Source organism: Faecalicatena orotica, assembly GCF_905197545.1.
Taxonomy (GTDB): Bacteria; Bacillota; Clostridia; order Lachnospirales; family Lachnospiraceae; genus Faecalicatena_A; species Faecalicatena_A orotica.
Window position 1 is genome coordinate 58,924 of record NZ_CAJJZH010000009.1, and the last position, 22,851, is coordinate 81,774.

The 22,851-nt window shown below is 47.7% G+C and carries 20 protein-coding genes and 1 other RNA gene; 20 read left to right on the forward strand and 1 reads right to left on the reverse strand.

Going from position 1 to position 22,851, the window contains the following annotated elements; all coding sequences use genetic code 11:
* The first annotated feature begins 38 nt into the window (after positions 1–38).
* From ABIN22_RS17930 to ABIN22_RS17965, 8 genes are all read left to right on the forward strand, one after another.
* Entirely contained in the window at positions 39–1,064 is a 1,026-nt protein-coding gene (locus ABIN22_RS17930) for a LacI family DNA-binding transcriptional regulator (protein WP_346910312.1), read from the forward strand.
* Between the two features lie 164 nt (positions 1,065–1,228).
* Complete coding sequence (gene plsX, locus ABIN22_RS17935; RefSeq protein ID WP_109729181.1) at positions 1,229–2,257, forward strand: phosphate acyltransferase PlsX; 1,029 nt, start codon at positions 1,229–1,231, stop codon at positions 2,255–2,257.
* A gap of 25 nt (positions 2,258–2,282) precedes the next feature.
* On the forward strand, positions 2,283–2,513 hold the full coding sequence (acpP, locus tag ABIN22_RS17940) for an acyl carrier protein (RefSeq protein WP_109729182.1): 231 nt from the start codon (positions 2,283–2,285) through the stop codon (positions 2,511–2,513).
* Positions 2,514–2,628: 115 nt separating this feature from the next.
* Positions 2,629–3,312 carry a ribonuclease III gene (gene rnc / locus ABIN22_RS17945; RefSeq protein WP_109729183.1) on the forward strand — a complete coding sequence of 228 codons (684 nt, stop codon included), beginning with the start codon at positions 2,629–2,631 and terminating at the stop codon, positions 3,310–3,312.
* 12 nt (positions 3,313–3,324) lie between these two features.
* Positions 3,325–6,885, forward strand: coding sequence for a chromosome segregation protein SMC (gene smc / locus ABIN22_RS17950; RefSeq protein WP_346910315.1), 3,561 nt, complete (start codon positions 3,325–3,327; stop codon positions 6,883–6,885).
* Between the two features lie 15 nt (positions 6,886–6,900).
* Positions 6,901–7,842, forward strand: a complete 942-nt coding sequence (ftsY, locus tag ABIN22_RS17955) for a signal recognition particle-docking protein FtsY (RefSeq protein WP_346910317.1) — start codon at positions 6,901–6,903, stop codon at positions 7,840–7,842.
* A 22-nt stretch (positions 7,843–7,864) separates the two neighbouring features.
* Positions 7,865–9,079 carry a threonine ammonia-lyase gene (ilvA, locus tag ABIN22_RS17960; RefSeq protein WP_346910319.1) on the forward strand — a complete coding sequence of 405 codons (1,215 nt, stop codon included), beginning with the start codon at positions 7,865–7,867 and terminating at the stop codon, positions 9,077–9,079.
* Positions 9,080–9,092: 13 nt separating this feature from the next.
* Positions 9,093–9,596, forward strand: coding sequence for a DUF1653 domain-containing protein (locus tag ABIN22_RS17965; RefSeq protein WP_109729187.1), 504 nt, complete (start codon positions 9,093–9,095; stop codon positions 9,594–9,596).
* 46 nt (positions 9,597–9,642) lie between these two features.
* On the opposite strand, the gene ABIN22_RS17970 is transcribed toward ABIN22_RS17965, so the two are convergent.
* Positions 9,643–10,824, reverse strand: coding sequence for a ribose-phosphate pyrophosphokinase (locus tag ABIN22_RS17970; protein WP_109729188.1), 1,182 nt, complete (start codon positions 10,822–10,824; stop codon positions 9,643–9,645).
* A 185-nt stretch (positions 10,825–11,009) separates the two neighbouring features.
* Here ABIN22_RS17970 and ABIN22_RS17975 point away from each other — a divergent pair, with 185 nt between their 5' ends.
* The 12 genes from ABIN22_RS17975 (at position 11,010) to ABIN22_RS18030 (ending at position 22,819) form a co-directional block, all read left to right on the forward strand.
* On the forward strand, positions 11,010–12,329 hold the full coding sequence (locus ABIN22_RS17975; RefSeq protein ID WP_346910322.1) for a DUF512 domain-containing protein: 1,320 nt from the start codon (positions 11,010–11,012) through the stop codon (positions 12,327–12,329).
* Positions 12,330–12,347: 18 nt separating this feature from the next.
* Entirely contained in the window at positions 12,348–13,676 is a 1,329-nt protein-coding gene (der, locus tag ABIN22_RS17980; protein WP_346910324.1) for a ribosome biogenesis GTPase Der, read from the forward strand.
* Positions 13,677–13,678: 2 nt separating this feature from the next.
* Entirely contained in the window at positions 13,679–14,314 is a 636-nt protein-coding gene (gene plsY, locus ABIN22_RS17985; RefSeq protein ID WP_109729191.1) for a glycerol-3-phosphate 1-O-acyltransferase PlsY, read from the forward strand.
* A gap of 47 nt (positions 14,315–14,361) precedes the next feature.
* Positions 14,362–15,381 carry an NAD(P)H-dependent glycerol-3-phosphate dehydrogenase gene (locus ABIN22_RS17990; protein ID WP_109729192.1) on the forward strand — a complete coding sequence of 340 codons (1,020 nt, stop codon included), beginning with the start codon at positions 14,362–14,364 and terminating at the stop codon, positions 15,379–15,381.
* A 94-nt stretch (positions 15,382–15,475) separates the two neighbouring features.
* Positions 15,476–16,948: a stage IV sporulation protein A gene (gene spoIVA, locus ABIN22_RS17995; RefSeq protein ID WP_109729193.1), complete on the forward strand. Its 1,473-nt coding sequence runs from the start codon at positions 15,476–15,478 to the stop codon at positions 16,946–16,948.
* Between the two features lie 372 nt (positions 16,949–17,320).
* Positions 17,321–18,142 carry a purine-nucleoside phosphorylase gene (locus tag ABIN22_RS18000; protein WP_118618567.1) on the forward strand — a complete coding sequence of 274 codons (822 nt, stop codon included), beginning with the start codon at positions 17,321–17,323 and terminating at the stop codon, positions 18,140–18,142.
* Between the two features lie 46 nt (positions 18,143–18,188).
* Complete coding sequence (locus ABIN22_RS18005) at positions 18,189–19,466, forward strand: amidohydrolase (protein ID WP_109729195.1); 1,278 nt, start codon at positions 18,189–18,191, stop codon at positions 19,464–19,466.
* 103 nt (positions 19,467–19,569) lie between these two features.
* Entirely contained in the window at positions 19,570–20,034 is a 465-nt protein-coding gene (locus tag ABIN22_RS18010) for a MogA/MoaB family molybdenum cofactor biosynthesis protein (RefSeq protein WP_109729196.1), read from the forward strand.
* On the forward strand, positions 20,031–20,765 hold the full coding sequence (locus ABIN22_RS18015) for an MBL fold metallo-hydrolase (protein ID WP_346910328.1): 735 nt from the start codon (positions 20,031–20,033) through the stop codon (positions 20,763–20,765). The genes ABIN22_RS18010 and ABIN22_RS18015 overlap by 4 nt, the downstream gene beginning before the upstream one ends.
* 22 nt (positions 20,766–20,787) lie before the next feature.
* Positions 20,788–21,267 (forward strand): ribonuclease HI, encoded by a 480-nt coding sequence (gene rnhA / locus ABIN22_RS18020; protein WP_109729198.1) that lies wholly within the window; start codon positions 20,788–20,790, stop codon positions 21,265–21,267.
* A gap of 30 nt (positions 21,268–21,297) precedes the next feature.
* An RNA gene (rnpB, locus tag ABIN22_RS18025) (RNase P RNA component class A) lies at positions 21,298–21,674 on the forward strand.
* 113 nt (positions 21,675–21,787) lie between these two features.
* Positions 21,788–22,819: a 3-deoxy-7-phosphoheptulonate synthase gene (locus tag ABIN22_RS18030; RefSeq protein WP_118618902.1), complete on the forward strand. Its 1,032-nt coding sequence runs from the start codon at positions 21,788–21,790 to the stop codon at positions 22,817–22,819.
* The last annotated feature ends 32 nt before the right edge of the window (positions 22,820–22,851 follow it).

Below are 22,851 nucleotides of genomic sequence, written 5' to 3' on the forward strand. Positions count from 1 at the left end.
CATCGATTTTCTACAGCCGGGCGGCATAATTTATATCGATGGGAAAGGAAATACTTGTGGCGGTTATAAAAGATGTTGCAAAATTAGCCGGAGTTTCAGTTGGGACAGTTTCCAAATACCTGAATACACCGGAGCTATTAAGAGAAGATAAAAGGGAAGCTGTTGAGGATGCGATTCAAAAGCTGAACTACAGACCCAATTTATTTGCCAGAAATTTAAGAGTACAGGATTCAAAGACAATTGCGGTTATTGCGCAGGAGATACGGAATCCATTTCATGCGGCACTGTTCAATACAATCAGGAAGGAGGCAATGAAGTACAATTATTCCGTTGTGCTGTACTCTATTAATGATGTGAACGGGAACATTGACACCCTGTTTGAATCACTGCCCCTCCACTATTTCAGCGGGCTGGTTTTGTGCTACTTTCATGATATGGAACAGTCGATCGCCTTTGCAAAAAGGCATGACAAAGTACCGATGGTCATTATGAGTAATTCAGACCGGTATTTTAATGAGTATGACTCTGCGAAGATCATCCATGCAGATTTTACTCTCGGGATTGAAAAAGTATGTGAATATCTAATCAGCCGGGGCAATAAGAACATAGCCTACATAGGCTGCAAGACGAAGGATACGGCCCACGAGCCGAAGCTGAAAGGCTTTCTTATGACAATGGAAAAATATGGCCTGAAGCCCCACAGCATCACGAGACTCGAGAAAGAATATACAATGGAGACCGGGTATGAGTCCGCCGGACAGATTCTAAAGTGCGATACTTTGCCGGATGCTATTTTAAGCGATACAGACATCATGGCGGTAGGTGCCCTGAACTGCCTGAGGGATCATAATATCAAAGTGCCGGATGACCTGATGCTGGCCTCCTGTGACAATATTGAATTTGCCAGGTACTGCTGTCCAAGACTGACGACCGTGAATGTCCCCATAGAAGCAATGAGCATAAAAGCGGTAGAGCTCCTTGTGGCCCAGATGGAGGACAAACCCCACCTAAGCACAGGCACCTCCTTCGAGCTGGAGCTGATCATCCGGGAGTCTACAAAATAAAATATCAAAGAGGAATCTGCGGCCCCCTGCCTTTCACTTGCTGATTGGCCGGGGGCCTTCTTGTCACAAGCCTGTTACAAGTTCGTCCTATAATTCCCAATTTGTTATTGATTTTTGGATTGAGGTTTAGTAGAATGAATGCAGTAGCGTTAGGAGGAATAGAAATGTCTGATATTACAAGAGTTGCCCTGGATGCAATGGGCGGCGATAATGCACCGGGAGAGATGATCAAGGGTGCGGTGGAAGCCGTGAAGCAAAGGGGCGATATCAAGATCCTGTTGACAGGGCAGGAAGAACTGCTGAAGAAGACGTTATCAGAGTACACATATCCGTCAGACCAGATTGAGATTATAAATGCATCTGAAGTAATCGAGACTGCCGAACCACCTGTTGTGGCGATTCGCAGGAAGAAAGATTCTTCCATTGTGGTAGCTATGAATCTGGTGAAAAAAGGAGAAGCTGATGCGTTCGTATCTGCAGGAAGCTCCGGGGCGATTCTGGTCGGCGGCCAGGTGATCGTCGGAAGAATCAAGGGGGTGGAGAGACCGCCGCTGGCGCCGCTGATTCCCACAGCCAGAGGTGTATCTTTACTGGTAGACTGCGGTGCGAATGTAGATGCAAGGCCTTCACACCTTGTGCAGTTCGCAAAGATGGGTTCCATCTATATGGAGAATGTCATAGGGAAGAAGAACCCGACCGTAGGAATCGTGAATATCGGTGCGGAAGAAGAAAAAGGAAACGCACTGGTCAAGGAGACATTCCCCCTGCTGAAGGAATGCAGCGACATTAACTTTGTGGGAAGCGTGGAGGCCAGGGATATTCCGGCAGGAGCCGTAGACGTTGTCGTGTGCGAGGCTTTTGTGGGTAATGTAATCCTGAAGCTGTATGAAGGCGTGGGAGGTACACTGATCAGCAAGATTAAGGCCGGCATGATGACATCACTTAGGACCAAGATCGGGGCACTTCTCGTCAAACCGGCGCTGAAAAGCACACTGAAGGACTTCGATGCCAGCGAGTACGGCGGAGCGCCGCTTCTGGGATTGAACGGGCTGGTTGTCAAGACACATGGAAGTTCTACTTCGAAAGAAGTATGCAATTCAATTATCCAATGCGTGACATTCAAGGAACAACGGATCAATGAAAAGATCAGAGACGTAGTATCCAAAACGCAGGAAGAAAAAAAAGAAGACTAATGTAACAAAGAAAGGGAAGAGGACAATGGAATTTGAAAAATTACAGGAAATTATTGCAGACGTATTAAACGTACAGAAGGATGATATCAATCTGGAGACGACATTTGTGGATGATTTGGGAGCAGATTCATTAGACATTTTCCAGATAATCATGGGGATTGAAGAAGAATTCGACATTGAGATTGACAATGACGAGGCAGAGAAGATTGCGACAGTAGGTGATGCGGTTTATCAGATTAGAAAGGCTGTAGAATAATAGGTTACTTATGAAAAAGCCCCCTATGGGCTTTTTCATTTTAACTGGATTGATAAAAAGAAGGAGGGCAGTAAGCCGGCTTAAGTGCGGACATGCTTTCCGGAAGGTGGGGGTTATGAGCGATCGTTTAAAAGAACTCGAGAAGAAAATAGGATATAAATTTCAGGATTTTTCTCTGCTTAGGCGTGCAATGATGCACAGCTCCTATACAAATGAGAAGCATCTGGAAAAGTACCATTGTAATGAACGCCTGGAATTTCTCGGAGATGCAGTGCTGGAACTTGTTTCCAGTGAATTTTTATTTTTAGAGTCACCCAAGGTGTCAGAAGGGGAACTTACGAAGACACGGGCAAGCATGGTATGTGAACCTGCGCTCGCTTTCTGTGCACGCGATATCGATCTGGGAAGTTATCTGCTGCTCGGAAAAGGAGAAGAGGCGACCGGCGGGAGAAAGCGTGATTCCATCACGTCAGATGCATTGGAAGCCCTGATCGGGGCGATCTATCTGGACGGTGGTTTTACTAATGCAAAAGAGTTTATCCATCGCTTTATACTGACGGATTTAGAGGATAAGAAGCTCTTTTTTGATAGCAAGACTATTTTGCAGGAGATCGTACAGGCAAAGATGGAAGGCGCTATTTCATACCATTTGGTAAAGGAAGAAGGGCCGGACCATAATAAGTCCTTCTTCGTAGAAGTACTGATCGGTGAAAAAGGGTTCGGAATCGGGGAAGGCAGAACCAAAAAAGCCGCAGAACAGGAGGCCGCATATAAGGCAATTCTGGAAATTAGAAAATAAAGCAGGTGTTATATGTATTTAAAGAGCATAGAGGTACAGGGCTTTAAGTCTTTTGCCAATAAAATTAAATTCGAATTCCACAACGGGATCACCGGTATCGTGGGCCCGAACGGCAGCGGGAAGAGCAATGTTGCCGATGCAGTGCGGTGGGTTCTCGGAGAACAGCGTGTGAAGCAGCTTCGCGGCGGCACGATGCAGGATGTCATTTTCTCCGGAACAGAGAACAGAAAACCGCTCAGCTATGCATCCGTTGCCATTACACTGGACAATTCGGATCACCAGCTGCCCGTGGAGTACGGGGAAGTGACAGTCACCAGAAAGCTGTACCGCTCCGGGGAGAGTGAATATCTTATTAACGGTGCAGGATGCAGGCTGAAAGATATCAACGAGATGTTTTACGACACCGGGATCGGGAAAGAAGGGTATTCTATCATCGGTCAGGGACAGATTGATAAAATCCTGAGTGGAAAGCCGGAAGAACGCCGTGAATTATTTGATGAGGCGGCCGGAATCGTGAAGTTTAAACGGCGTAAGAATCTTTCTTTAAAGAAACTGGAGGATGAACGACTGAATCTGACCCGTGTCAACGACATCCTCTCAGAGCTGGAAAAACAGATCGGGCCTTTAAAGAGGCAGTCAGAGGTGGCAAGAGAGTATCTGAAGAAAAAGGAAGAACTGAAGACTTATGATATTAATATGTTCCTGCTGGAAACGGAACGTATCAGGGACCAGATCAGAGAGCTGGACGATAAGCTTAAGATTGCCGGCGATGAATTAGATGAGACAAGCGTCAAGTATGAAAATATGAAGACGGAATATGAGGCCATTGAAGAAGAAGTGGACGAGATTGATTTTTCGATCGAAAAGGCGAAGGGCCAGCTCAATGAGACCACCCTTTTAAAGCAACAGCTGGAAGGCCAGATCAATGTCCTGAAGGAACAGATTAACACGGTCCGCATGAATGACGAGCATTACGATAACCGCCTGAATACCATTCGTGTGGAGATCGATACAAGACAGGCACAGCAGGAAGAGCTTCTAAAAGAACAGGCCGCCGTGAAGGCAAAGCTTGCGGAGGTGACCAGAAGTGACACAGAGGCCAAAGAAGCCCTGATCGATATCCAGACGCGTATTGCGTCCCGGACGGCGGAGGCGGAACAGAGCAAGGCCGAGATCATGGAGCTCTTGAACAGCAGGGCATCTACAAAGGCAAAGATCCAGCATTACGATACCACTCAGGAACAGATTACAACGAGGAAGGCCGAGCTGGGGAGAAAGATCATAGAAGTGTCTTCTGAAGCGGAAAAGCAGAATGCAGTGCTTGCCTCATATGAGAATGAGCTGAGGCAGATATCAGAGGAAATCAACGGATATACGGCACAGGTCAATGAAAACGAGCAGGAGATTGAGACACTCCAGAAAGTCCTGTCAGAGAAGCAGGAACAGCTGCGCATCGGACAGACTGCATATCACAGGGAATCATCGAGACTGGAGTCTCTAAAGAATATCACGGAGCGGTACGATGGTTACGGCAACAGTATCCGTAAAGTGATGGGCAATAAGGACCGGGAAAAGGGCCTGATTGGTGTTGTTGCGGATATCATCAAGGTTGATAAGGAATATGAGATTGCCATTGAGACCGCGTTAGGCGGAAATATCCAGAACATCGTGACAGATAATGAGGAGACTGCGAAACGTATGATCTCCTACCTGAAACAGAATAAGTTCGGGCGTGCCACTTTTCTGCCGCTCACAAGCATGCACAGCGGCGGGGGACTGCGCCAGCCGGAGGTGTTAAAAGAACCAGGGGTAGTGGGGCTTGCCAATACACTGGTACATGTGGAGGCGCAGTTCCAGGGGCTGGCCGACCAGCTTTTAGGAAGAACAATCGTCGTGGAAAACATCAATCATGGGGTGCAGCTCGCCAGAAAGTACAGGCAGTCCCTGCGCCTTGTGACACTGGAAGGGGAACTGATTAATCCGGGCGGTTCCATGACAGGAGGAGCTTTCAAGAATTCCAGCAACCTTTTGAGCAGGCGGCGCGAGATCGAAGAGTTCGAGCAGACGGTCAGAATGCTGAAGAAGGATATGAACGACTGCGAGAAGGCAGTCAACGAGGTGAAGGCAAAGCGTGCCGCGTGCTACAGCGTCATTGACGAGATCCAGCAGAAGCTGAGGAAGGCATCCGTAGTCGAGAACACCGCTAAGATGAATCTGGAGCAGGTGATTACAAGACAGAAAGAGGCGAAGGACCGCTATGACAGCTACCTGAGGGAACAGGAGACACTGGAGCAGCGCCTTCAGGAGATTCTGGACAATGAGGATTCCATCCAGATGGAACTGGAAGCTTCGGAAGCACTGGAAAAAGAACTGAATGAAAAGATTGAAAAACTGCAGAAAAATCTGGAAACAGATAAGGTGCAGGAGTCTATACAGTTAAAGCGTTCAGAGGAAGTACATCTGGCGCTTGCCAGCCTGGAGCAGCAGAATGTGTTTATCCATGAGAACACGAGCCGTATCAAAGAGGAAATCGAGAAGTTTGAAGCAGAGCTGAAAGAACTGGATATCAACAAAGGGAATGCGTCAGAAGAGATTCAGGAAAAAGAAAATAAAATACAGGATCTTAAGGATACGATAGAGCAGTCAAAGGAACTGTTTGCAGAGATTGATACGGAGATTAAGAGCCAGGTGGCGAAGAGAGACGAACTGAACCAGAAGCATAAAGCATTTCTTGGAAAAAGAGAGGAACTCTCCAGACATATGTCAGAACTGGACAAGGAGTGTTTCCGCCTCAACAGCCGGAAAGAGTCTTATGAGGAGGCATCGGAAAAGCAGATTAACTACATGTGGGAGGAATATGAGATCACCTATAATCATGCACTGGAGCTGCGGAACGAAAACCTGACGGACCTCGCCTATATGAAACGCCAGATCCAGAACTTAAAAGGAGATATCAAAAAGCTGGGCGATGTCAATGTCAATGCTATCGAGGATTACAAGAATGTCTCAGAACGTTTTGAATTCCTGAAAGGACAGCATGACGATCTGATCGAGGCAGAGGCCACACTGATCAAGATCATCGAGGAGCTGGATGCGGCGATGCGTAAGCAGTTTGAAGAACAGTTTGCACTGATCTCAAAAGAATTTGACAGCGTATTCAAGCAGCTCTTCGGAGGCGGAAAGGGTACACTGGAGCTGATGGAGGATGAAGATATCCTGGAGGCGGGGATCCGGATCATCGCACAGCCGCCGGGGAAAAAACTACAGAATATGATGCAGCTGTCCGGCGGGGAGAAGGCACTGACGGCTATTTCACTGCTGTTTGCCATCCAGAACCTGAAGCCTTCCCCATTCTGCCTTCTGGATGAGATTGAGGCGGCGCTGGATGACAGCAATGTAACCCGCTTTGCCCAGTATCTGCATAAGCTGACAAAGAATACACAGTTTATCGTAATCACGCACAGAAGGGGCACCATGACCGCGGCAGACAGACTCTACGGTATTACCATGCAGGAGAAAGGGGTTTCCACCCTTGTATCCGTAGACCTGTTGGAGAATGAACTGGATAAATAAGAATGGAGGAGTAAGATGGAAGAAAAACAAGGCTTTTTTAAACGGCTTGTGTCCGGCCTGACAAAGACGAGAGACAATATTGTATCCGGCATGGACAGTATTTTCCACGGCTTTTCGAAAATAGATGACGACTTCTATGAGGAACTGGAAGAGACCCTTATCATGGGGGACTTAGGCGTGAATACGACGATGGAGATCATAGAAGACCTGAAAGGGAAAGTCCGGGAACAGCATATCAAAGAACCTGTGGAATGCAGGCAGCTTTTGATTGACAGTATCAAGGAACAGATGGATGTAGGCGAGACAGCCTATGAATTCGAAGAAAAGACATCCGTTGTGTTTGTAATCGGCGTCAACGGGGTCGGTAAAACGACGACGATTGGCAAGCTGGCAGGGAAATTCCATGACCAGCATAAAAAGGTGATTCTGGCAGCGGCGGATACATTTCGGGCGGCAGCAGGTGAGCAGCTGAAAGAATGGGCAAACCGCGCAGAGGTGGAGATGATCGGCGGGCAGGAGGGCGCAGACCCGGCATCCGTCGTATATGATGCGGTAGCCGCCGCGAAGGCGAGGAAAGCAGACATACTCCTGTGTGACACAGCAGGAAGGCTCCACAATAAGAAGAATCTGATGGATGAGCTGAGAAAGATCAGCCGTGTGATCGAGAGAGAATATCCCGAGGCATATAAGGAGACACTTGTCGTACTCGATGCCACGATCGGACAGAATGCCCTCGCACAGGCAAAGGAATTCAATGAAGTAGCAGATATAACGGGAGTCATCCTGACAAAGATGGACGGCACGGCAAAAGGCGGAATCGCCGTTGCCATACAGGCCGAGCTCGGTATCCCGGTAAAATATATCGGAGTCGGTGAGACGATTGAGGATTTACAGAAGTTTGATGCAGATGAATTTGTAAATGCATTATTCTACAGCGGGCAAACGGAAGAGGAATAGCCAAAAAGAAAGAAGGGGTAAAATGTTAACGTTAGAGAAGTTTGAAGAAGCAAGTGAACTCGTAAAACAGGTAACCAACCCGACCAAGCTGGTTTTTAGTGATTATCTGAGTGAACTGAGCGGCGGGAAAGTGTATCTGAAGCCAGAAAACATGCAGCACACAGGTGCATATAAGCTGCGCGGCGCGTACTACAAGATCAGCACACTGTCCGAGGAGGACCGGCAAAAGGGGCTGATCACGGCATCAGCCGGCAACCATGCCCAGGGCGTGGCATACGCAGCAAAGAAATACGGCTGTAAGGCAACCATCGTCATGCCCACGGTTACTCCGCTGATTAAGGTGAACCGTACTAAGAGCTATGGCGCCGAAGTTATTCTTTACGGGGACGTTTATGATGATGCCTGTGCTTATGCATATGAACTGGCGGAGAAGGAAGGGTATACGTTTGTACACCCGTTTGACGATCTCGATGTCGCAACAGGGCAGGGAACGATCGCAATGGAGATTGTGCAGGAACTTCCCACAGTAGATTACATCCTTGTCCCGGTCGGAGGGGGCGGACTTATTACAGGCGTGGCCACACTCGCCAAAATGCTGAACCCGAAGATCAAAGTGATCGGCGTGGAGCCGTCTGAGGCTGCCAGCATGACGGCGGCTTTAAAGGCCGGGGAAGTCGTGGAGCTTGAGAGTGCCAATACGATTGCAGACGGTACTGCCGTGAAGTCGGTCGGTGTCCAGAACCTGCCTTACGTACAGGAAAACGTTGACGATATCCTTCTGGTTGACGATGACGAGCTGATTGGCGCCTTCCTCGATATGGTGGAGAATCATAAAATGATCGTGGAAAACTCAGGCCTTTTATCCGTTGCGGCACTTAAGCAGCTGGACTGCAAAGGAAAGAAAGTAGTCTGTATCTTAAGCGGCGGCAACATGGATGTGATTACGATGTCTTCTATCGTGCAGCACGGCCTGATCCAGAGAGACAGGATATTCTCCGTATCTGTCCTGCTTCCGGATAAGCCGGGTGAGCTGGTGAGCGTCGCTTCCACGATTGCAGACCAGCAGGGTAACGTAATCAAACTGGAGCATAATCAGTTCGTAAGCACGAACAGAAACGCGGCTGTGGAATTGAGGATTACAATGGAAGCCTTCGGGACAGAACACAAACATAAAATACTGGATGCACTGGAAGCAAAAGGATTCCGTCCGAAACTAATCAGTGCGAAGTTATATTAATCAGGAGCTGGATATGGAACGTAAAAAGCCGCAGTCAGGGGAAATCTATACACACTTTAAAGGCAGACAGTACAAGGTGCTGAATGTAGCTATACACACGGAAACGGGGGAAGAACTGGTCATATACGAGGCAATGTACGGCAGCCGGGGAATTTACGCCCGCCCGCTTGCCATGTTTTTAAGCCCTGTTGACAGAGAAAAATATCCCGATGCCGGTCAGAGATACCGGTTCGAACTGGCCGGAAGAGATGAGGGACAGAAAGCAGCTTCTGAAACAGAAGGCGAGGGCAAGAAAGCAGAGCCGTCATTGATTATGCAGTTTTTAGACTGCAGGTCAAATGAAGAAAAACTGAGGTTCCTCTATCAGCACCGTACTGAGGTAAAAGAGTCCTTCCTGACAACGGCAGCAGAGAGTCTCGGCAGTGTTCTGACGGAAAAGACGACAGAACTCAGATACGAAGAACTCATGAGTTATCTACGGATGAAGATCAAATATGAGACAGGCAGATTAAGATAAAAATCAAAGAACCGGATCACTAAATGAGGAAGTGATCCGGTCTTTTTTAAACTCTTTCGGAATTTCTCTTTTTTTCAAGCAGAGCGTGAATCTTATCAGTTGGATTAAGAACAGCTCCGATCGTTGTATCGTGGTTCAGCGAATCGATGATCAGTGCAAGGAACTTACTCATATCCGCTGTTACGAAATAAGGCTTTTCCTTCACAACCGGAGGCAGATACGTAAGATTTGTTGCGATAACCCGGTCCAGATAGCCTTTTTCATAATACTCATCAAATTTGCCAAACCCTTCGGTAAACAGTCCGAATGTTGTACACACAAAAACACGTCCGGCCTTTCTGTCCTTGAGCTGCTTAGCAACATCCAGCATACTCTCACCGGATGAAATCATATCATCTACAATGATAACATCCTTGCCCTCGACATCATCTCCGAGGAATTCATGAGCAACAATCGGGTTCTTTCCGCCTACGACAGTAGAATAGTCGCGTCGCTTGTAGAACATCCCCATGTCGACACCGAGAATATTAGAAAAGTAGACTGCACGATGCATTGCACCCTCATCGGGGCTGATAATCATCAGGTGCTCCTTGTCTACCTTTAAGTCTGGTACGGAGCGGAATAAAGCCTTCATAAACTGGTAAGGCGGGTTAAAGCTGTCGAATCCATTCAGTGGGATTGCATTTTGCACCCTTGGGTCGTGTGCATCAAAGGTAATGATATTGGATGCCCCCATGTCAATCAGCTCTTTCAGTGCGATTGCACAATCCAAAGACTCTCTTTTCGTGCGCTTATGCTGACGGCTTTCATACATAAATGGCATAATAACGTTGATGCGGCGTGCTTTGCCTGTGGCGGCGGAAATAATTCTTTTCAGGTCCTGGTAATGGTCGTCCGGGGACATGTGGTTAACATGGCCGTTGAGGGTATAGGTCAGGTTATAGTTGCATACATCTGTCATAATGAATAAATCAGTCCCGCGGATAGTTTCTTTGAGAATCCCTTTGGCTTCACCGGAGCCAAAGCGCGGACAGCAGCAGTCTACGAGGTAATTATGGGATTCATAATTGACATAGAGGGGGGAAGGCTTTACTTCACAAATTGTATTTTCGCGGAAAGATACAATATAGTCATTTACCTTTCTCCCCAGTTCTTTACAGCTTTCCATAGCAGCGATCTTAAGCGGCGCGACAGGAAGTGTCTTTTCTAACAGTTCGATGTTTGACATGATTTTCTCCTATGTTCGACGAAATTAAGACCGGAAAATCCCAGTCTCTTACATATAGGTTATATCATTTTTTTGAATGAAATTCAAGCATGGCTTTCGCAGGGGAGGGTTTTATGATATAATAAGGTTACTGTGCGCATAACAGTAAATATGATACAGCAGGAAAATAAGGAGTTAAGAAATATATGAAACATGTACACGTTGTAAGCCAGGTAGAACCGGGGAGCATCGGTGAAGAAATGGGGATCGGGCCCGGGGACAAGCTTCTGGGCATCAACGGCAATGAAATTTCGGACGTATTTGATTATTATTACTATATGGAAGCGGAAGAAGTTCTATTGTTAATAGAGAAACCCGATGGAGAACAGTGGGAGCTGGAGATTGAAAAGGATGAGGATGAAAGTCTGGGACTTCAGTTTGAGCAGAGTCTGATGGATGAGTACCGTTCCTGCAGGAACAAGTGCATGTTCTGCTTTATAGACCAGATGCCGGAAGGAATGCGTGATACCTTGTACTTTAAGGATGATGATTCAAGGCTTTCTTTCCTGCAGGGAAACTATATTACACTGACCAATATGAGTGAGGAAGACGTAGAAAGGATCGTAAGATACCATCTGGAGCCGATTAATATATCATTCCAGACGACGAACCCGGAACTCAGGTGCAGGATGCTCCATAACAGGTTTGCAGGAGATGCACTGAAAAAGGTGGACATCCTGTATCAGGGCGGAATCCAGATGAATGGGCAGATCGTGCTCTGTAAGGGCGTGAATGACAAGGATGAGCTGGAGAGAAGCATCCGTGACCTGACAGGCTACCTGCCGTTTTTACGGAGCGTATCTGTCGTTCCGGTAGGACTGACAAAGTACAGGGATGGCCTGTATCCTTTGGAGCCTTTTACAAAAGAGGACGCAAGGGAAGTTTTAAAAACGATCCATGCGTGGCAGGATAAAGTCTATGAGGAATATGGAATCCATTTTATCCATGCGGGAGACGAATGGTATATTCTGGCCGAAGAGGAACTCCCGGAGGAGCAACGCTATGACGGCTATTTGCAGCTGGAGAACGGCGTGGGAATGCTGCGTCTCTTATTCGATGAATTTGAAGAAGGATTAAAGGCGCTTGAAGGAGATTTGCGAAAAAGAGAGATATCACTTGCAACCGGCCGGCTTGCATACCCATATTTAAAGCGGATGCTGGGAAGACTAAGAGAGAAGTTCCCAAATGTCCTCGTCCGTCTCTATCCGATCGAGAATCATTTCTTCGGGGAGCGCATCACAGTTTCCGGACTGATCACCGGACAGGACCTGACGGAACAGCTGAAAGGGAAGGAACTGGGGGCGGCACTTTTGCTTCCCTGCAACATGCTCCGCATCGGGGAAGAAGTGTTTTTGGATGATTTTACGGTCCAGGATGTGGAGAATGCTTTACAAGTTCCGGTAGATATTGTAAAATCAAGCGGGCAGGATTTCATAAATGCTGTATTGGGCCCGCATACAGATTAAGAAAGGTAGTTATATAATATGAGTAAACCAGTAGTAGCGATTGTAGGAAGGCCGAATGTTGGAAAATCTACACTATTCAATGCTCTGGCAGGAGAGATGATTTCAATTGTCAAAGATACACCGGGAGTGACAAGGGACCGTATTTATGCGGATGTCAGCTGGCTGGACAGAGAGTTCACCCTGATTGACACAGGTGGTATCGAACCGGACAGTAAAGACATTATCCTTGCACAGATGAGGGAACAGGCGCAGATTGCCATTGACACGGCGGATGTTATTATTTTTATTACAGATGTAAGACAGGGGCTGGTAGATTCTGACTCTAAAGTGGCAGATATGCTGAGGAGGTCAGGAAAGCCGGTTGTACTTGTCGTAAATAAGGTAGACAGCTTCAATAAGTTTATGCCGGATGTATACGAGTTTTATAACTTGGGAATCGGGGACCCGGTTCCGGTTTCCGCATCATCACGGCTCGGGCTCGGGGACATGCTGGATGCAGTGGCAGCATATTTCCCAGAGGGGGCAGGAGAAGAGGAGGAAGACGACAGACCGAGGATTGCAATCGTCGGGAAACCGAATGTCGGAAAGTCTTCTATTATTAATAAGCTCTTGGGCGAAAACAGGGTGATTGTCTCTGACATCGCAGGAACTACGAGGGATGCCATTGATACAGACATTGTACACAATGGAAAGGAATATATTTTCATTGATACGGCTGGCCTGCGCAGAAAGAATAAGATCAAAGAGGAACTCGAGCGTTACAGTATTATACGGACGGTAACGGCGGTTGAACGTGCAGATGTCGTGCTTATGGTGATTGATGCCGAGGAGGGCGTGACGGAGCAGGATGCAAAGATTGCCGGAATCGCGCATGAACGTGGAAAAGGAATCATTATTGTCGTCAATAAATGGGATGCCATAGAGAAAAATGACAAAACAACGAGGGAGTACGAGTTAAAGATCAGACAGGTCCTGTCTTATCTTTCTTATGCCGAGGTAATGTTCGTGTCCGCAAAGACAGGGCAGAGGCTGACGAAGCTTTACGATGTGATTGATATGGTCATTGAAAACCAGACACTGCGTGTTGCAACAGGAGTCCTCAATGAGATCATGACCGAGGCAGTTGCGATGCAGCAGCCGCCGTCTGACAAGGGAAAGAGGCTGAAGCTGTATTATATTACGCAGGTTTCCGTGAAGCCGCCGACCTTCGTCATCTTTGTGAACGACAAAGAGCTGATGCATTTCTCATACACCAGATATCTGGAAAATAAGATCAGAGAGGCGTTCGGTTTCAGAGGAACATCACTGAAGTTCTTTATCAGGGAAAGAAAGGAAAAGGAGCAATAGTTATGGAACGTTTAGTCTGCCTTGTAATCGGTTATGTCTTCGGTCTTCTGCAGACAGGTTACCTCGTAGGGAAACTGAATCATATCGATATCCGGAAAGAAGGAAGCGGCAATGCCGGTTCGACAAATGCAGTGCGTGTCATGGGATGGAAAGCCGGCCTCATGACATTTGCAGGGGATGTATTGAAGTGCGTTCTGGCAATTTTTCTTGTACGTTATCTGTACCGCGGCAGTGAATATCTGCCGCTCCTTGCCATGTATGCCGGTATGGGCGCAACGCTGGGACATAATTTCCCGTTTTACCTGAAGTTCAAGGGAGGAAAAGGAATTGCCGTTCTTGCCGGCCTGGTCGTATCAACGAATCCGGCTATGGTCCCGATTCCGCTGGCTGCATTTTTAATCGCGGTTATATTTTCGAGATATGTATCCCTCGGGTCACTCCTTGCATCTACGCTGTTTTTTATAGAGGTAGCGACCTTTGGACAGTATGGGATTTTTAAAATGGCAGCTCCGTATCTTTATGAAATGTACATATTAGTCCTGCTTCTCACGATTCTGGCATGGTACCGCCACAAGGAGAATATTAAGCGCCTGCTTGCAGGAGAAGAGAACCGGTTCGGATCAGGAAAAAAGAAGTAGTAAAAGTGGAGTAATAAAACAGATTCATGTGTAAAGGAGAAGAAATTATGGCAAATGTAGGTGTGTTAGGAGCCGGAAGCTGGGGAACAGCACTTTCCGTCCTGCTGTATGAGAATGGACACCAGGTGACAGTATGGTCTATTGATAAGGCTGAAGTGGAGATGCTCACGCTGAAAAGAGAGCATGAGACAAAACTGCCGGGAGTCAGACTGCCGGAGGACCTGATGATTACAAATGATCTTGAGGAAGCAGTAACAGGCAGGGATTTTCTTGTACTTGCGGTGCCATCTCCATTTACGAGGGCTACGGCAAAGAGCATGAGTCCTTATATAAAAGAGGGGCAGATTATTGTGGATGTGGCGAAGGGAATCGAAGAGACTACCCTGATGACACTCTCCCAGCAGATCGAAGAAGAGATCCCACAGGCCGATGTTGCAGTTCTTTCCGGGCCGAGCCATGCCGAGGAAGTGGGAAGAAAGCTTCCGACGACGTGCGTGATCGGTGCGAAAACGAGAAAGACGGCAGAATACCTGCAGTCCATGTTCATCAGCCGTGTATTCCGCGTATACACGAGCCCGGACATCTTAGGGATTGAGCTTGGCGGTTCTTTGAAGAATGTCATTGCCCTGGCAGCAGGAATCGCGGATGGCCTCGGATACGGTGATAATACGAAGGCGGCCCTGATCACCAGGGGGATTGCGGAGATAGCAAGGCTTGGTGTTAAGATGGGCGGCAAGATTGAAACCTTCACCGGTTTGACAGGAATCGGAGATCTGATTGTTACATGTGCCAGCGTCCACAGCCGTAACCGGAAAGCCGGTTATCTGATCGGACAGGGAAGGACAATGGAAGAAGCGATGGAAGAAGTCAAGATGGTCGTAGAAGGTGTTTATTCGGCAAAGGCAGCGGCAAAGCTGGCAAGAAAATACGACGTATCCATGCCGATCGTCGATCAGGTTAATGCAGTCCTCTTCGCGGGCAAGAACCCGGCAGAGGCGGTAGACCAGCTGATGCTCAGGGAACTCAAGAGTGAACATTCGTCCCTTCCCTGGCCGGATGAAGTATAAGCAATGAGACATCCGTCAAATATTTTTCAGGATTGATTCATAAACCCCCTTTTCTGTGCATACATTGGTATCAGCAGAACAAGGGGGTATTTCTATGGATTCATTTCAGTTATACAAAGACATGAAAGCAAGAACAAACGGAGAAATGTATATCGGAGTCGTTGGTCCTGTTCGGACAGGCAAGTCAACCTTTATTAAGAGATTTATGGACCTGCTGGTGCTTCCGAATATGGCAGACGAACATGCAAGAGAAAGAACAAAGGATGAACTTCCCCAGTCCGCATCCGGTACAACGATCATGACAACAGAACCGAAGTTTGTGCCGAAGGAGGCAGCCACGATCAAGCTGTCCGATGATGCAGAAGTAAAGATACGCCTGATAGACTGTGTGGGATACATGGTTGACGGCGCGTCCGGGCATATAGAAAACGATGCAGAGCGACAGGTAAAAACGCCCTGGTTTGAGTATGAAATACCATTTACAAAGGCAGCCGCGATCGGGACACAGAAGGTCATCCACGACCATGCGACAATCGGGATCGTCGTGACCACAGACGGAAGCATTGGTGACCTTCCGAGAGAAAATTACATAGCAGCGGAAGAAAAGACAATCAAGGAGCTCCAGTCTATCGGTAAACCGTTCATTGTCCTTCTAAACACGAAAAAACCTTACACAGATGAAGCAAAATCACTCAAGGAGGAACTGGAGGAAAAATATAAAGTATCTGTCCTCCCGGTCAACTGTGAACAGCTTAGGACAGAAGATATCCATAACATTATGAGACAGGTGTTATTTGAATTCCCGATATCAGAGGTGGAATTCTATATTCCAAAGTGGGTGGAAATGCTATCCAGAGAACACAGGATCAAGGCAGACCTGCTCCAGAACGTAAAGGATATCATGGCTTCACTCAAAGATATCCGGAGTGCGTCAGGAGAGGCTCCGCAGACAGACAGTCCATACATAGAAAAAGTGAACGTGGACAAAATCGAGATGGACACCGGGAAAGTAAAGATACGGATCGCGTTCGCAGAACAGTACTACTATGAAATCTTAAGTGAATTGACCGGGACGGACATCAAAGGAGAATACGAACTAATCACGGCTATGAAGGAACTTGCGGCCATGAAAGAGGAGTATACCCAGATCAAGGATGCTTTCGCAGATGTGAAGATGAAAGGATACGGTGTCGTAAGTCCGAAGAAGGAAGAAATCATGCTGGATGAACCGCAGATCATCAAGCAGGGAAATAAGTACGGAGTCAAGATTCACTCGGAGGCGCCTTCGATCCATATGATACGTGCCAATATAGAGACCGAGATCGCACCGATCGTCGGCAATGAGAAACAGGCACAGGATCTGGTAGAATACATCAAGGCCGAGAGTGAGACGCCCGAAGGGGTCTGGGGAACGAATATATTCGGTAAATCCATTGAAGAACTGGTCATGGACGGAATGCGAAATAAGATTACAATGATTAACGATGAGAGCCAGGTAAAACTGCAGGATACCATGCAGAAAATCGTAAACGACAGCAACGGGGGGCTGGTCTGCATCATTATTTAAGGATGCTGGATACAGGACGCCGATGGCAGGACGTGTCCCAAAGCCGGCGGCACAGCGCCTGCTGGCTTAAAGTCCGGGGCGTTTCGCTTAGAAGCTGTAGACGAAAAAGGTGGGAAAAGAGAGGGATATGCCCACCTTTTTCGTCAACATCTTCTACTGCTTACTTTACGGATTTTTCACCAGCAGGCGCTGTGCCGCCGGCTTTGGGACACGTCCTGTCATCGGCTGGTGCATCCGTGCGCCATCCGGCAAGGAGAAAGTGCAGGTGGATAGTTTGATAGGAAAGTTCGGTGTTTCATGGGCTTCTTATTTGTGTTATAATAATTCCCAGATGTATATCTATAATTTAAGGAAATAAAATAGGAGGGTACGATGAGCAGGCAGTATGAGAAGCTGGTGAAATGTTATGAATATTATCAGTCTGTGACGGATTTTTCCCCTCGTGTGGGGTTGATTCTTGGTTCGGGACTTGGAAATTATGCTAGAAATATGAAGGTGGTATGTGAAATCCCGTATGGTGATATTCCGGGGTTCCCTGTGTCTACGGTTGAAGGGCATGACGGGCGTTTTCTGCTGGGATATATTGGTATGGTGCCGGTTGCTGTCATGAAGGGACGTGTCCATTATTATGAAGGGTATTCTATCGAAGACGTTGTGCTTCCGGTGAGGCTTATGAAGATGATGGGGATTGAGAAGCTGTTCCTGACGAATGCCTCGGGCGGGATCAACCGGAATTTCCACGAGGGTGATTTTATGATGATCACAGATCAGATATCCAGTTTTGTCCCCTCTCCACTGATTGGTGAGAATGTGTCTGAACTTGGAACCCGTTTCCCGGATATGACGCATATTTATGATGTGGAACTGATGGGGCTGATACGGAATGTGGCACAGGAAGAACAGATCCAGATCCAGGAGGGTGTTTATGTCCAGACGACCGGGCCGAATTTTGAGAGTCCCGCGGAGATCCGTATGTTTGCGGCAATCGGGGCGGACGCAGTAGGCATGAGTACGGCTTGTGAAGCAATCGCTGCCCGCCATGCCGGGGTGAGGGTGTGCGGGATATCCTGTATATCGAATATGGCGTGCGGTATCACGGGGGAAGAGTTAAGCCATCTGGATGTGCAGGCAGTTGCGGACAGGCGGTCAGAGGAATTTGAACGTCTTGTAACGTGCATTATTGAAAAGATGTAGAAGGCCTGCGGTTACTATCTGCATGGTTTTGGGAAAGGATAGTTGCATGAATACTAGAATATATAATGTAAGAATTTTAACAATGGAGGCAGGTAAGAGTATTTTCCGGGGCGAGGTTTGGGTAAAGGGTGATACGATTGCTTATGTGGGCCCGTCTGTATTGGATGCTAAGGAGAAATGGGACAGGGAGATTGACGGTCAGGGGAATCTGCTTATGCCGGGTTTTAAGAATGCACATACGCACTCGGCGATGACGTTCCTTCGTTCCCATGCCGATGATATGAAACTGGATGAGTGGCTGAATAACAGGGTGTTCCCGGCGGAGGCAAAGCTTTGTGAAGAGGACATCTACTGGCTGAATAAGCTTGCGATCATGGAATATCTGACAAGCGGAATCACATCCGTGTTCGATATGTACCTGAGTAAGCCGGCAACACTCAGGACTGTGGAAGATACAGGATACCGCATGGTAATCTGTGAGAGTATCAATGACTTTGGAGGGACGGTCCGCGAAGTGGAAGACGACTATAAAAGATATAATCAGGACCCGGACAGGCTGATCTCTTACCAGCTCGGCTTCCACGCAGAATATACAACCGGAAGGCCTCTTATGGAGGAACTTGCGGGGCTCTCAGAAAAATACGGGATTCCGGTTTATGTGCATTGTTCAGAGACAAAAAAAGAGGTGGAAGACTGCAGGAGACGGACAGGTATGACTCCGGTAGGTTATATGGATTCGCTTGGTCTTTTCCGTCAGGGAGGCGGTATATTCCACGGTGTGCATATGGATGATGCGGATTTTGACATTCTAAAGCAGAGAAACCTTTATGTTGTGACGAATCCGGCTTCGAATCTGAAGCTTGCCAGCGGCATTGCACCGGTAAAACGTTATCTGGATATGGGAATTCCGGTGGCTATCGGAACGGACGGACCTGCAAGCAACAATTGTCTGGATATGTTCCGGGAGATGTTTTTGACGACAGGTCTCCAGAAAGCCATATGTGATGACCCGGAGGCAGTGCCTGCAATGGAGGTCCTGAAAATGGCGGTTGTGAACGGGGCACATGCAATGGGGCTGCCGGAATGTGATATTCTGGCAGAGGGCAGGAAGGCAGATATGATATTAATCGATCTGCAGCAGCCTAATATGCAGCCTCTGCAGAATATTGAGAAGAATCTTGTTTACAGTGGAAGCAAGCAGAATGTAAAGATGACGATGGTTGCAGGAAAGGTCCTTTATCAGGACGGGGAATACAATCTGGGTTCATCAAAGGAGGAAATATTTGCAAGGGCGAATGAGTCAGCCCGGCGCATTTTAGGGTAAATAAAGGATTGTCCGGGAACACATTCTGAGGGGAAAGCGGATTCCGGATATGGGATGAAATGACAAGATACAGTGAGTTTATAATTAGAAAGGGGTACAATAGATGAAGGCAGCAATTTTTACAATAGATTCAGGCTTATATAAGGCAAAAAAAGAGAGTGCGGCAGCAAGTGCACTGAAGAGGATACTCGGACAGGTTGGTTTTGAAGTAAAGGCGGCAGGAGTCCTGCCCGAAGATAAAAAAGTACTGGCGGCGGTTATGAAGAGACTGGCGGACACACAGAGCGTAGATCTGATCCTGACAACAGGAGCTACGGGAATCCGCAGGCGGGACTGTGCACCGGATGTTGTGGAGGAGATATCCGACCGGCTTCTTCCGGGCATTCCGGAGGCGATCCGTGCCTATAATATCCGCTATACAAAGAAGGCGATCCTGAACCGCTCGGCCGCGGGAATCAGGAAGAATACGCTGATAGTGAATCTGCCGGACAGCGCGAAGGCTGCGAAGGAAAGTCTGGAATATATCCTGCCGGAATTAGTACAGGTTGTGGAGATATTAAGTTTATGATAAGAGTCACATATTTAAGCCACAGCGGGTTCCTCGTGGAGCTCGAACAGGCATATTTATTATTTGATTATTACAAAGGAGAACTGCCGGAGATAAAGGCGGGAAAACCGTTTTTTGTCTTCGTCAGCCATGCCCATTACGACCATTTCAGAAAGGATATTTTTAAACTCAGGGAATATATTCCGGAGATTTACTATATTTTATCGAATGATGTAGATGCCCCGAAGACAGAGGATACCCTCCTGGCCGGTCCGAATGAAGAACACATAATCGGCAGTCTGAAGGTGCGCACACTGCGCTCCACGGACGAGGGAGTTGCGTTTCTGGCCGAGTGCGGGGACTGTACTGTTTACCATGCAGGCGACCTGAACTGGTGGCACTGGGAAGAAGAGGGGAAAGCCTACAATACGATGATGCGCAGGAATTACCAGTATGAGATTAATAAACTGCACGGCGTGAAAATCGATGTGGCATTTGTCCCTGTTGACCCCAGACTGGGGGAACAGTATTTCTGGGGACTGGACTGTTTCATGAAACGGACGGATACACAGGCAGTATTCCCCATGCATTTCTGGGATAATTATGGTATATTTGACCGGATTGTACTCGAAAAAAGTGCAGAAGAGTATGTAGATAAGATATACAGGATTACAAAAGAAGGACAGACGTTTGAACTGGAGAAGAGGGAAGAAAAATCTTTTGCCGACAGCGTGAAAGAAATGATGGATTAGCAGATTGGAGAGTTGGAAAGTGATGCAGGTAAAGTTATATACAGACGGCGCGGCGAGAGGAAATCCGGACGGGCCGGGAGGATACGGTTCTGTGCTCGAATATGTGGACCAGAAGGGGACACTTCACACGAAGGAATTGTCACAGGGGTATGTGAAGACGACGAATAACCGGATGGAACTGATGGCTGTGATTGCCGGCCTGGAGGCACTGAACCGGTCCTGTGATGTCGAGGTGTATTCCGATTCGAAGTATGTAGTGGATGCATTTAACCAGCACTGGGTGGATGGATGGCTGAAAAAAGGATGGAAGCGCGGCAAGAATGAACCGGTGAAGAATGTGGACCTCTGGAAGCGCCTGCTTGCGGCAAAGGAGAAGCACAATGTTGTGTTCCACTGGGTAAAGGGACATGACGGGCATCTCCAGAATGAGCGGTGTGATGAACTTGCGACAACGGCGGCTGACGGCAGCGGACTGATTGTTGATGAAGGGCTTGCCAGATGAGTGAATACATAGTATAATGTACATCTGAGTTAAGTAAGACAGACAATCGCGGCTGCATGCGCCGAAAGGCCGCAGACGAGGAAAGTCCGGGCTTCACAGGGCAGGATGCCGGATAACGTCCGGTGGAGGTGACTCCAAGGCCAGTGCAACAGAAATAAACCGCCGGGAGGACATATCTGACCCAGTGCCAGATATGATTTCCGGTAAGGGTGGAAAGGCAGTGTAAGAGACTACCGCCTCGCTGGTAACAGAGAGGGCACATGTAAACCCCATCCGAAGCAAGACCGAATAAAAGCGGTGTGGCGGCCCGTCACGCTTTAGGTAGGTCGCTTGAGCCTGATGGCGACATCAGGCCTAGATAGATGATTGTCCAATGACATAACCCGGCTTATCGTCTTGCTTAACCAGGTGAATTGAGAGAAGAATATGTATGGTGCCGCAGTTGACTTTGCAGCATCATTTTTTGTACGATAAAGGAAAACTTTATAATAATAGCAGATACGGAAAGGCTGATGAAAAAATGGGAATGAGAATCAATGCACAGCTGCCCCTGCCGGCAGATTTAAAGGCGGAATACCCGCTGTCAGATACAGTAAAGAAACTTAAGAAGAGAAGAGACCGGGAAATCCGGGATATTTTTACCGGGGAGTCTGATAAATTTATCGTACTGGTAGGTCCCTGTTCGGCAGACAACGAGGATGCCGTATGCGAGTATGTGGACAGACTGGCCAGAGTCAATGAGGAAGTCTCTGATAAACTGATGATTATTCCGCGTATCTATACGAATAAGCCCCGTACAACCGGAGAGGGATATAAAGGGATGCTGCATCAGCCGGAGCCTGATCAGGCGCCGGACCTTCTGGCAGGAATTATAGCCATCAGGAAGATGCACATCCGTGCGATCCAGCAAAGCGGCCTGACGGCAGCGGATGAGATGCTGTATCCTGAGAACAGGAGTTATCTGGATGACATCCTTTCTTATGAGGCGATCGGGGCCCGTTCTGTTGAGAACCAGCAGCACCGCCTGACGGCTAGCGGCATGGATATCCCGATCGGCATGAAGAATCCGACCAGCGGTGATTTTTCCGTGATGCTGAACTCCGTCGTTGCAGCACAGAGTTCCCATACGTTTATCTACAGGGAGATGGATGTGACAACGGACGGAAATGATTTGGCACATGTCATCCTGCGTGGCGGTGTGGATAAATATGGTACCTGTATACCGAACTATCATTATGAGGATTTGATGCGCCTTCTGGAAATGTATGGACAGAAAGGCCTGAAGAATCCGGCGGCAGTGATTGATGCCAATCATTCAAATTCTAACAAGCAGTACAAAGAGCAGATCAGGATTGTGAGCGAGGTACTCCACAGCAGGAACTATAATCCGGATCTGAAGAAGCTTATCAAGGGCGTAATGATAGAGAGCTATCTGGAAGAAGGATGCCAGAGCATCGACAGTGAACGGGTATATGGAAAGTCTATTACAGACCCGTGTCTCGGATGGGAGGATACGCGCCGGCTTATCTATAAAATTGCAGAGAATATTTAACACAGGAACGAATTGACAAGAGTGGGAAAGAT

Coding starts and splice junctions, on each gene's coding strand:
- ABIN22_RS18010 (WP_109729196.1), top strand. CDS start 19,570: ATGAAGGCAGCAATTTTTACAATAGATTCAGGCTTATATAAGGCAAAA.
- ABIN22_RS17965 (WP_109729187.1), top strand. CDS start 9,093: ATGGAACGTAAAAAGCCGCAGTCAGGGGAAATCTATACACACTTTAAA.
- ftsY (WP_346910317.1), top strand. CDS start 6,901: ATGGAAGAAAAACAAGGCTTTTTTAAACGGCTTGTGTCCGGCCTGACA.
- ABIN22_RS18030 (WP_118618902.1), top strand. CDS start 21,788: ATGGGAATGAGAATCAATGCACAGCTGCCCCTGCCGGCAGATTTAAAG.
- ABIN22_RS18005 (WP_109729195.1), top strand. CDS start 18,189: ATGAATACTAGAATATATAATGTAAGAATTTTAACAATGGAGGCAGGT.
- ABIN22_RS17930 (WP_346910312.1), top strand. CDS start 39: ATGGGAAAGGAAATACTTGTGGCGGTTATAAAAGATGTTGCAAAATTA.
- ABIN22_RS17975 (WP_346910322.1), top strand. CDS start 11,010: ATGAAACATGTACACGTTGTAAGCCAGGTAGAACCGGGGAGCATCGGT.
- acpP (WP_109729182.1), top strand. CDS start 2,283: ATGGAATTTGAAAAATTACAGGAAATTATTGCAGACGTATTAAACGTA.
- ABIN22_RS18015 (WP_346910328.1), top strand. CDS start 20,031: ATGATAAGAGTCACATATTTAAGCCACAGCGGGTTCCTCGTGGAGCTC.
- ABIN22_RS17990 (WP_109729192.1), top strand. CDS start 14,362: ATGGCAAATGTAGGTGTGTTAGGAGCCGGAAGCTGGGGAACAGCACTT.
- smc (WP_346910315.1), top strand. CDS start 3,325: ATGTATTTAAAGAGCATAGAGGTACAGGGCTTTAAGTCTTTTGCCAAT.
- plsX (WP_109729181.1), top strand. CDS start 1,229: ATGTCTGATATTACAAGAGTTGCCCTGGATGCAATGGGCGGCGATAAT.
- ABIN22_RS18000 (WP_118618567.1), top strand. CDS start 17,321: ATGAGCAGGCAGTATGAGAAGCTGGTGAAATGTTATGAATATTATCAG.
- ABIN22_RS17970 (WP_109729188.1), bottom strand. CDS start 10,824: ATGTCAAACATCGAACTGTTAGAAAAGACACTTCCTGTCGCGCCGCTT.
- ilvA (WP_346910319.1), top strand. CDS start 7,865: ATGTTAACGTTAGAGAAGTTTGAAGAAGCAAGTGAACTCGTAAAACAG.
- plsY (WP_109729191.1), top strand. CDS start 13,679: ATGGAACGTTTAGTCTGCCTTGTAATCGGTTATGTCTTCGGTCTTCTG.
- spoIVA (WP_109729193.1), top strand. CDS start 15,476: ATGGATTCATTTCAGTTATACAAAGACATGAAAGCAAGAACAAACGGA.
- rnc (WP_109729183.1), top strand. CDS start 2,629: ATGAGCGATCGTTTAAAAGAACTCGAGAAGAAAATAGGATATAAATTT.
- rnhA (WP_109729198.1), top strand. CDS start 20,788: ATGCAGGTAAAGTTATATACAGACGGCGCGGCGAGAGGAAATCCGGAC.
- der (WP_346910324.1), top strand. CDS start 12,348: ATGAGTAAACCAGTAGTAGCGATTGTAGGAAGGCCGAATGTTGGAAAA.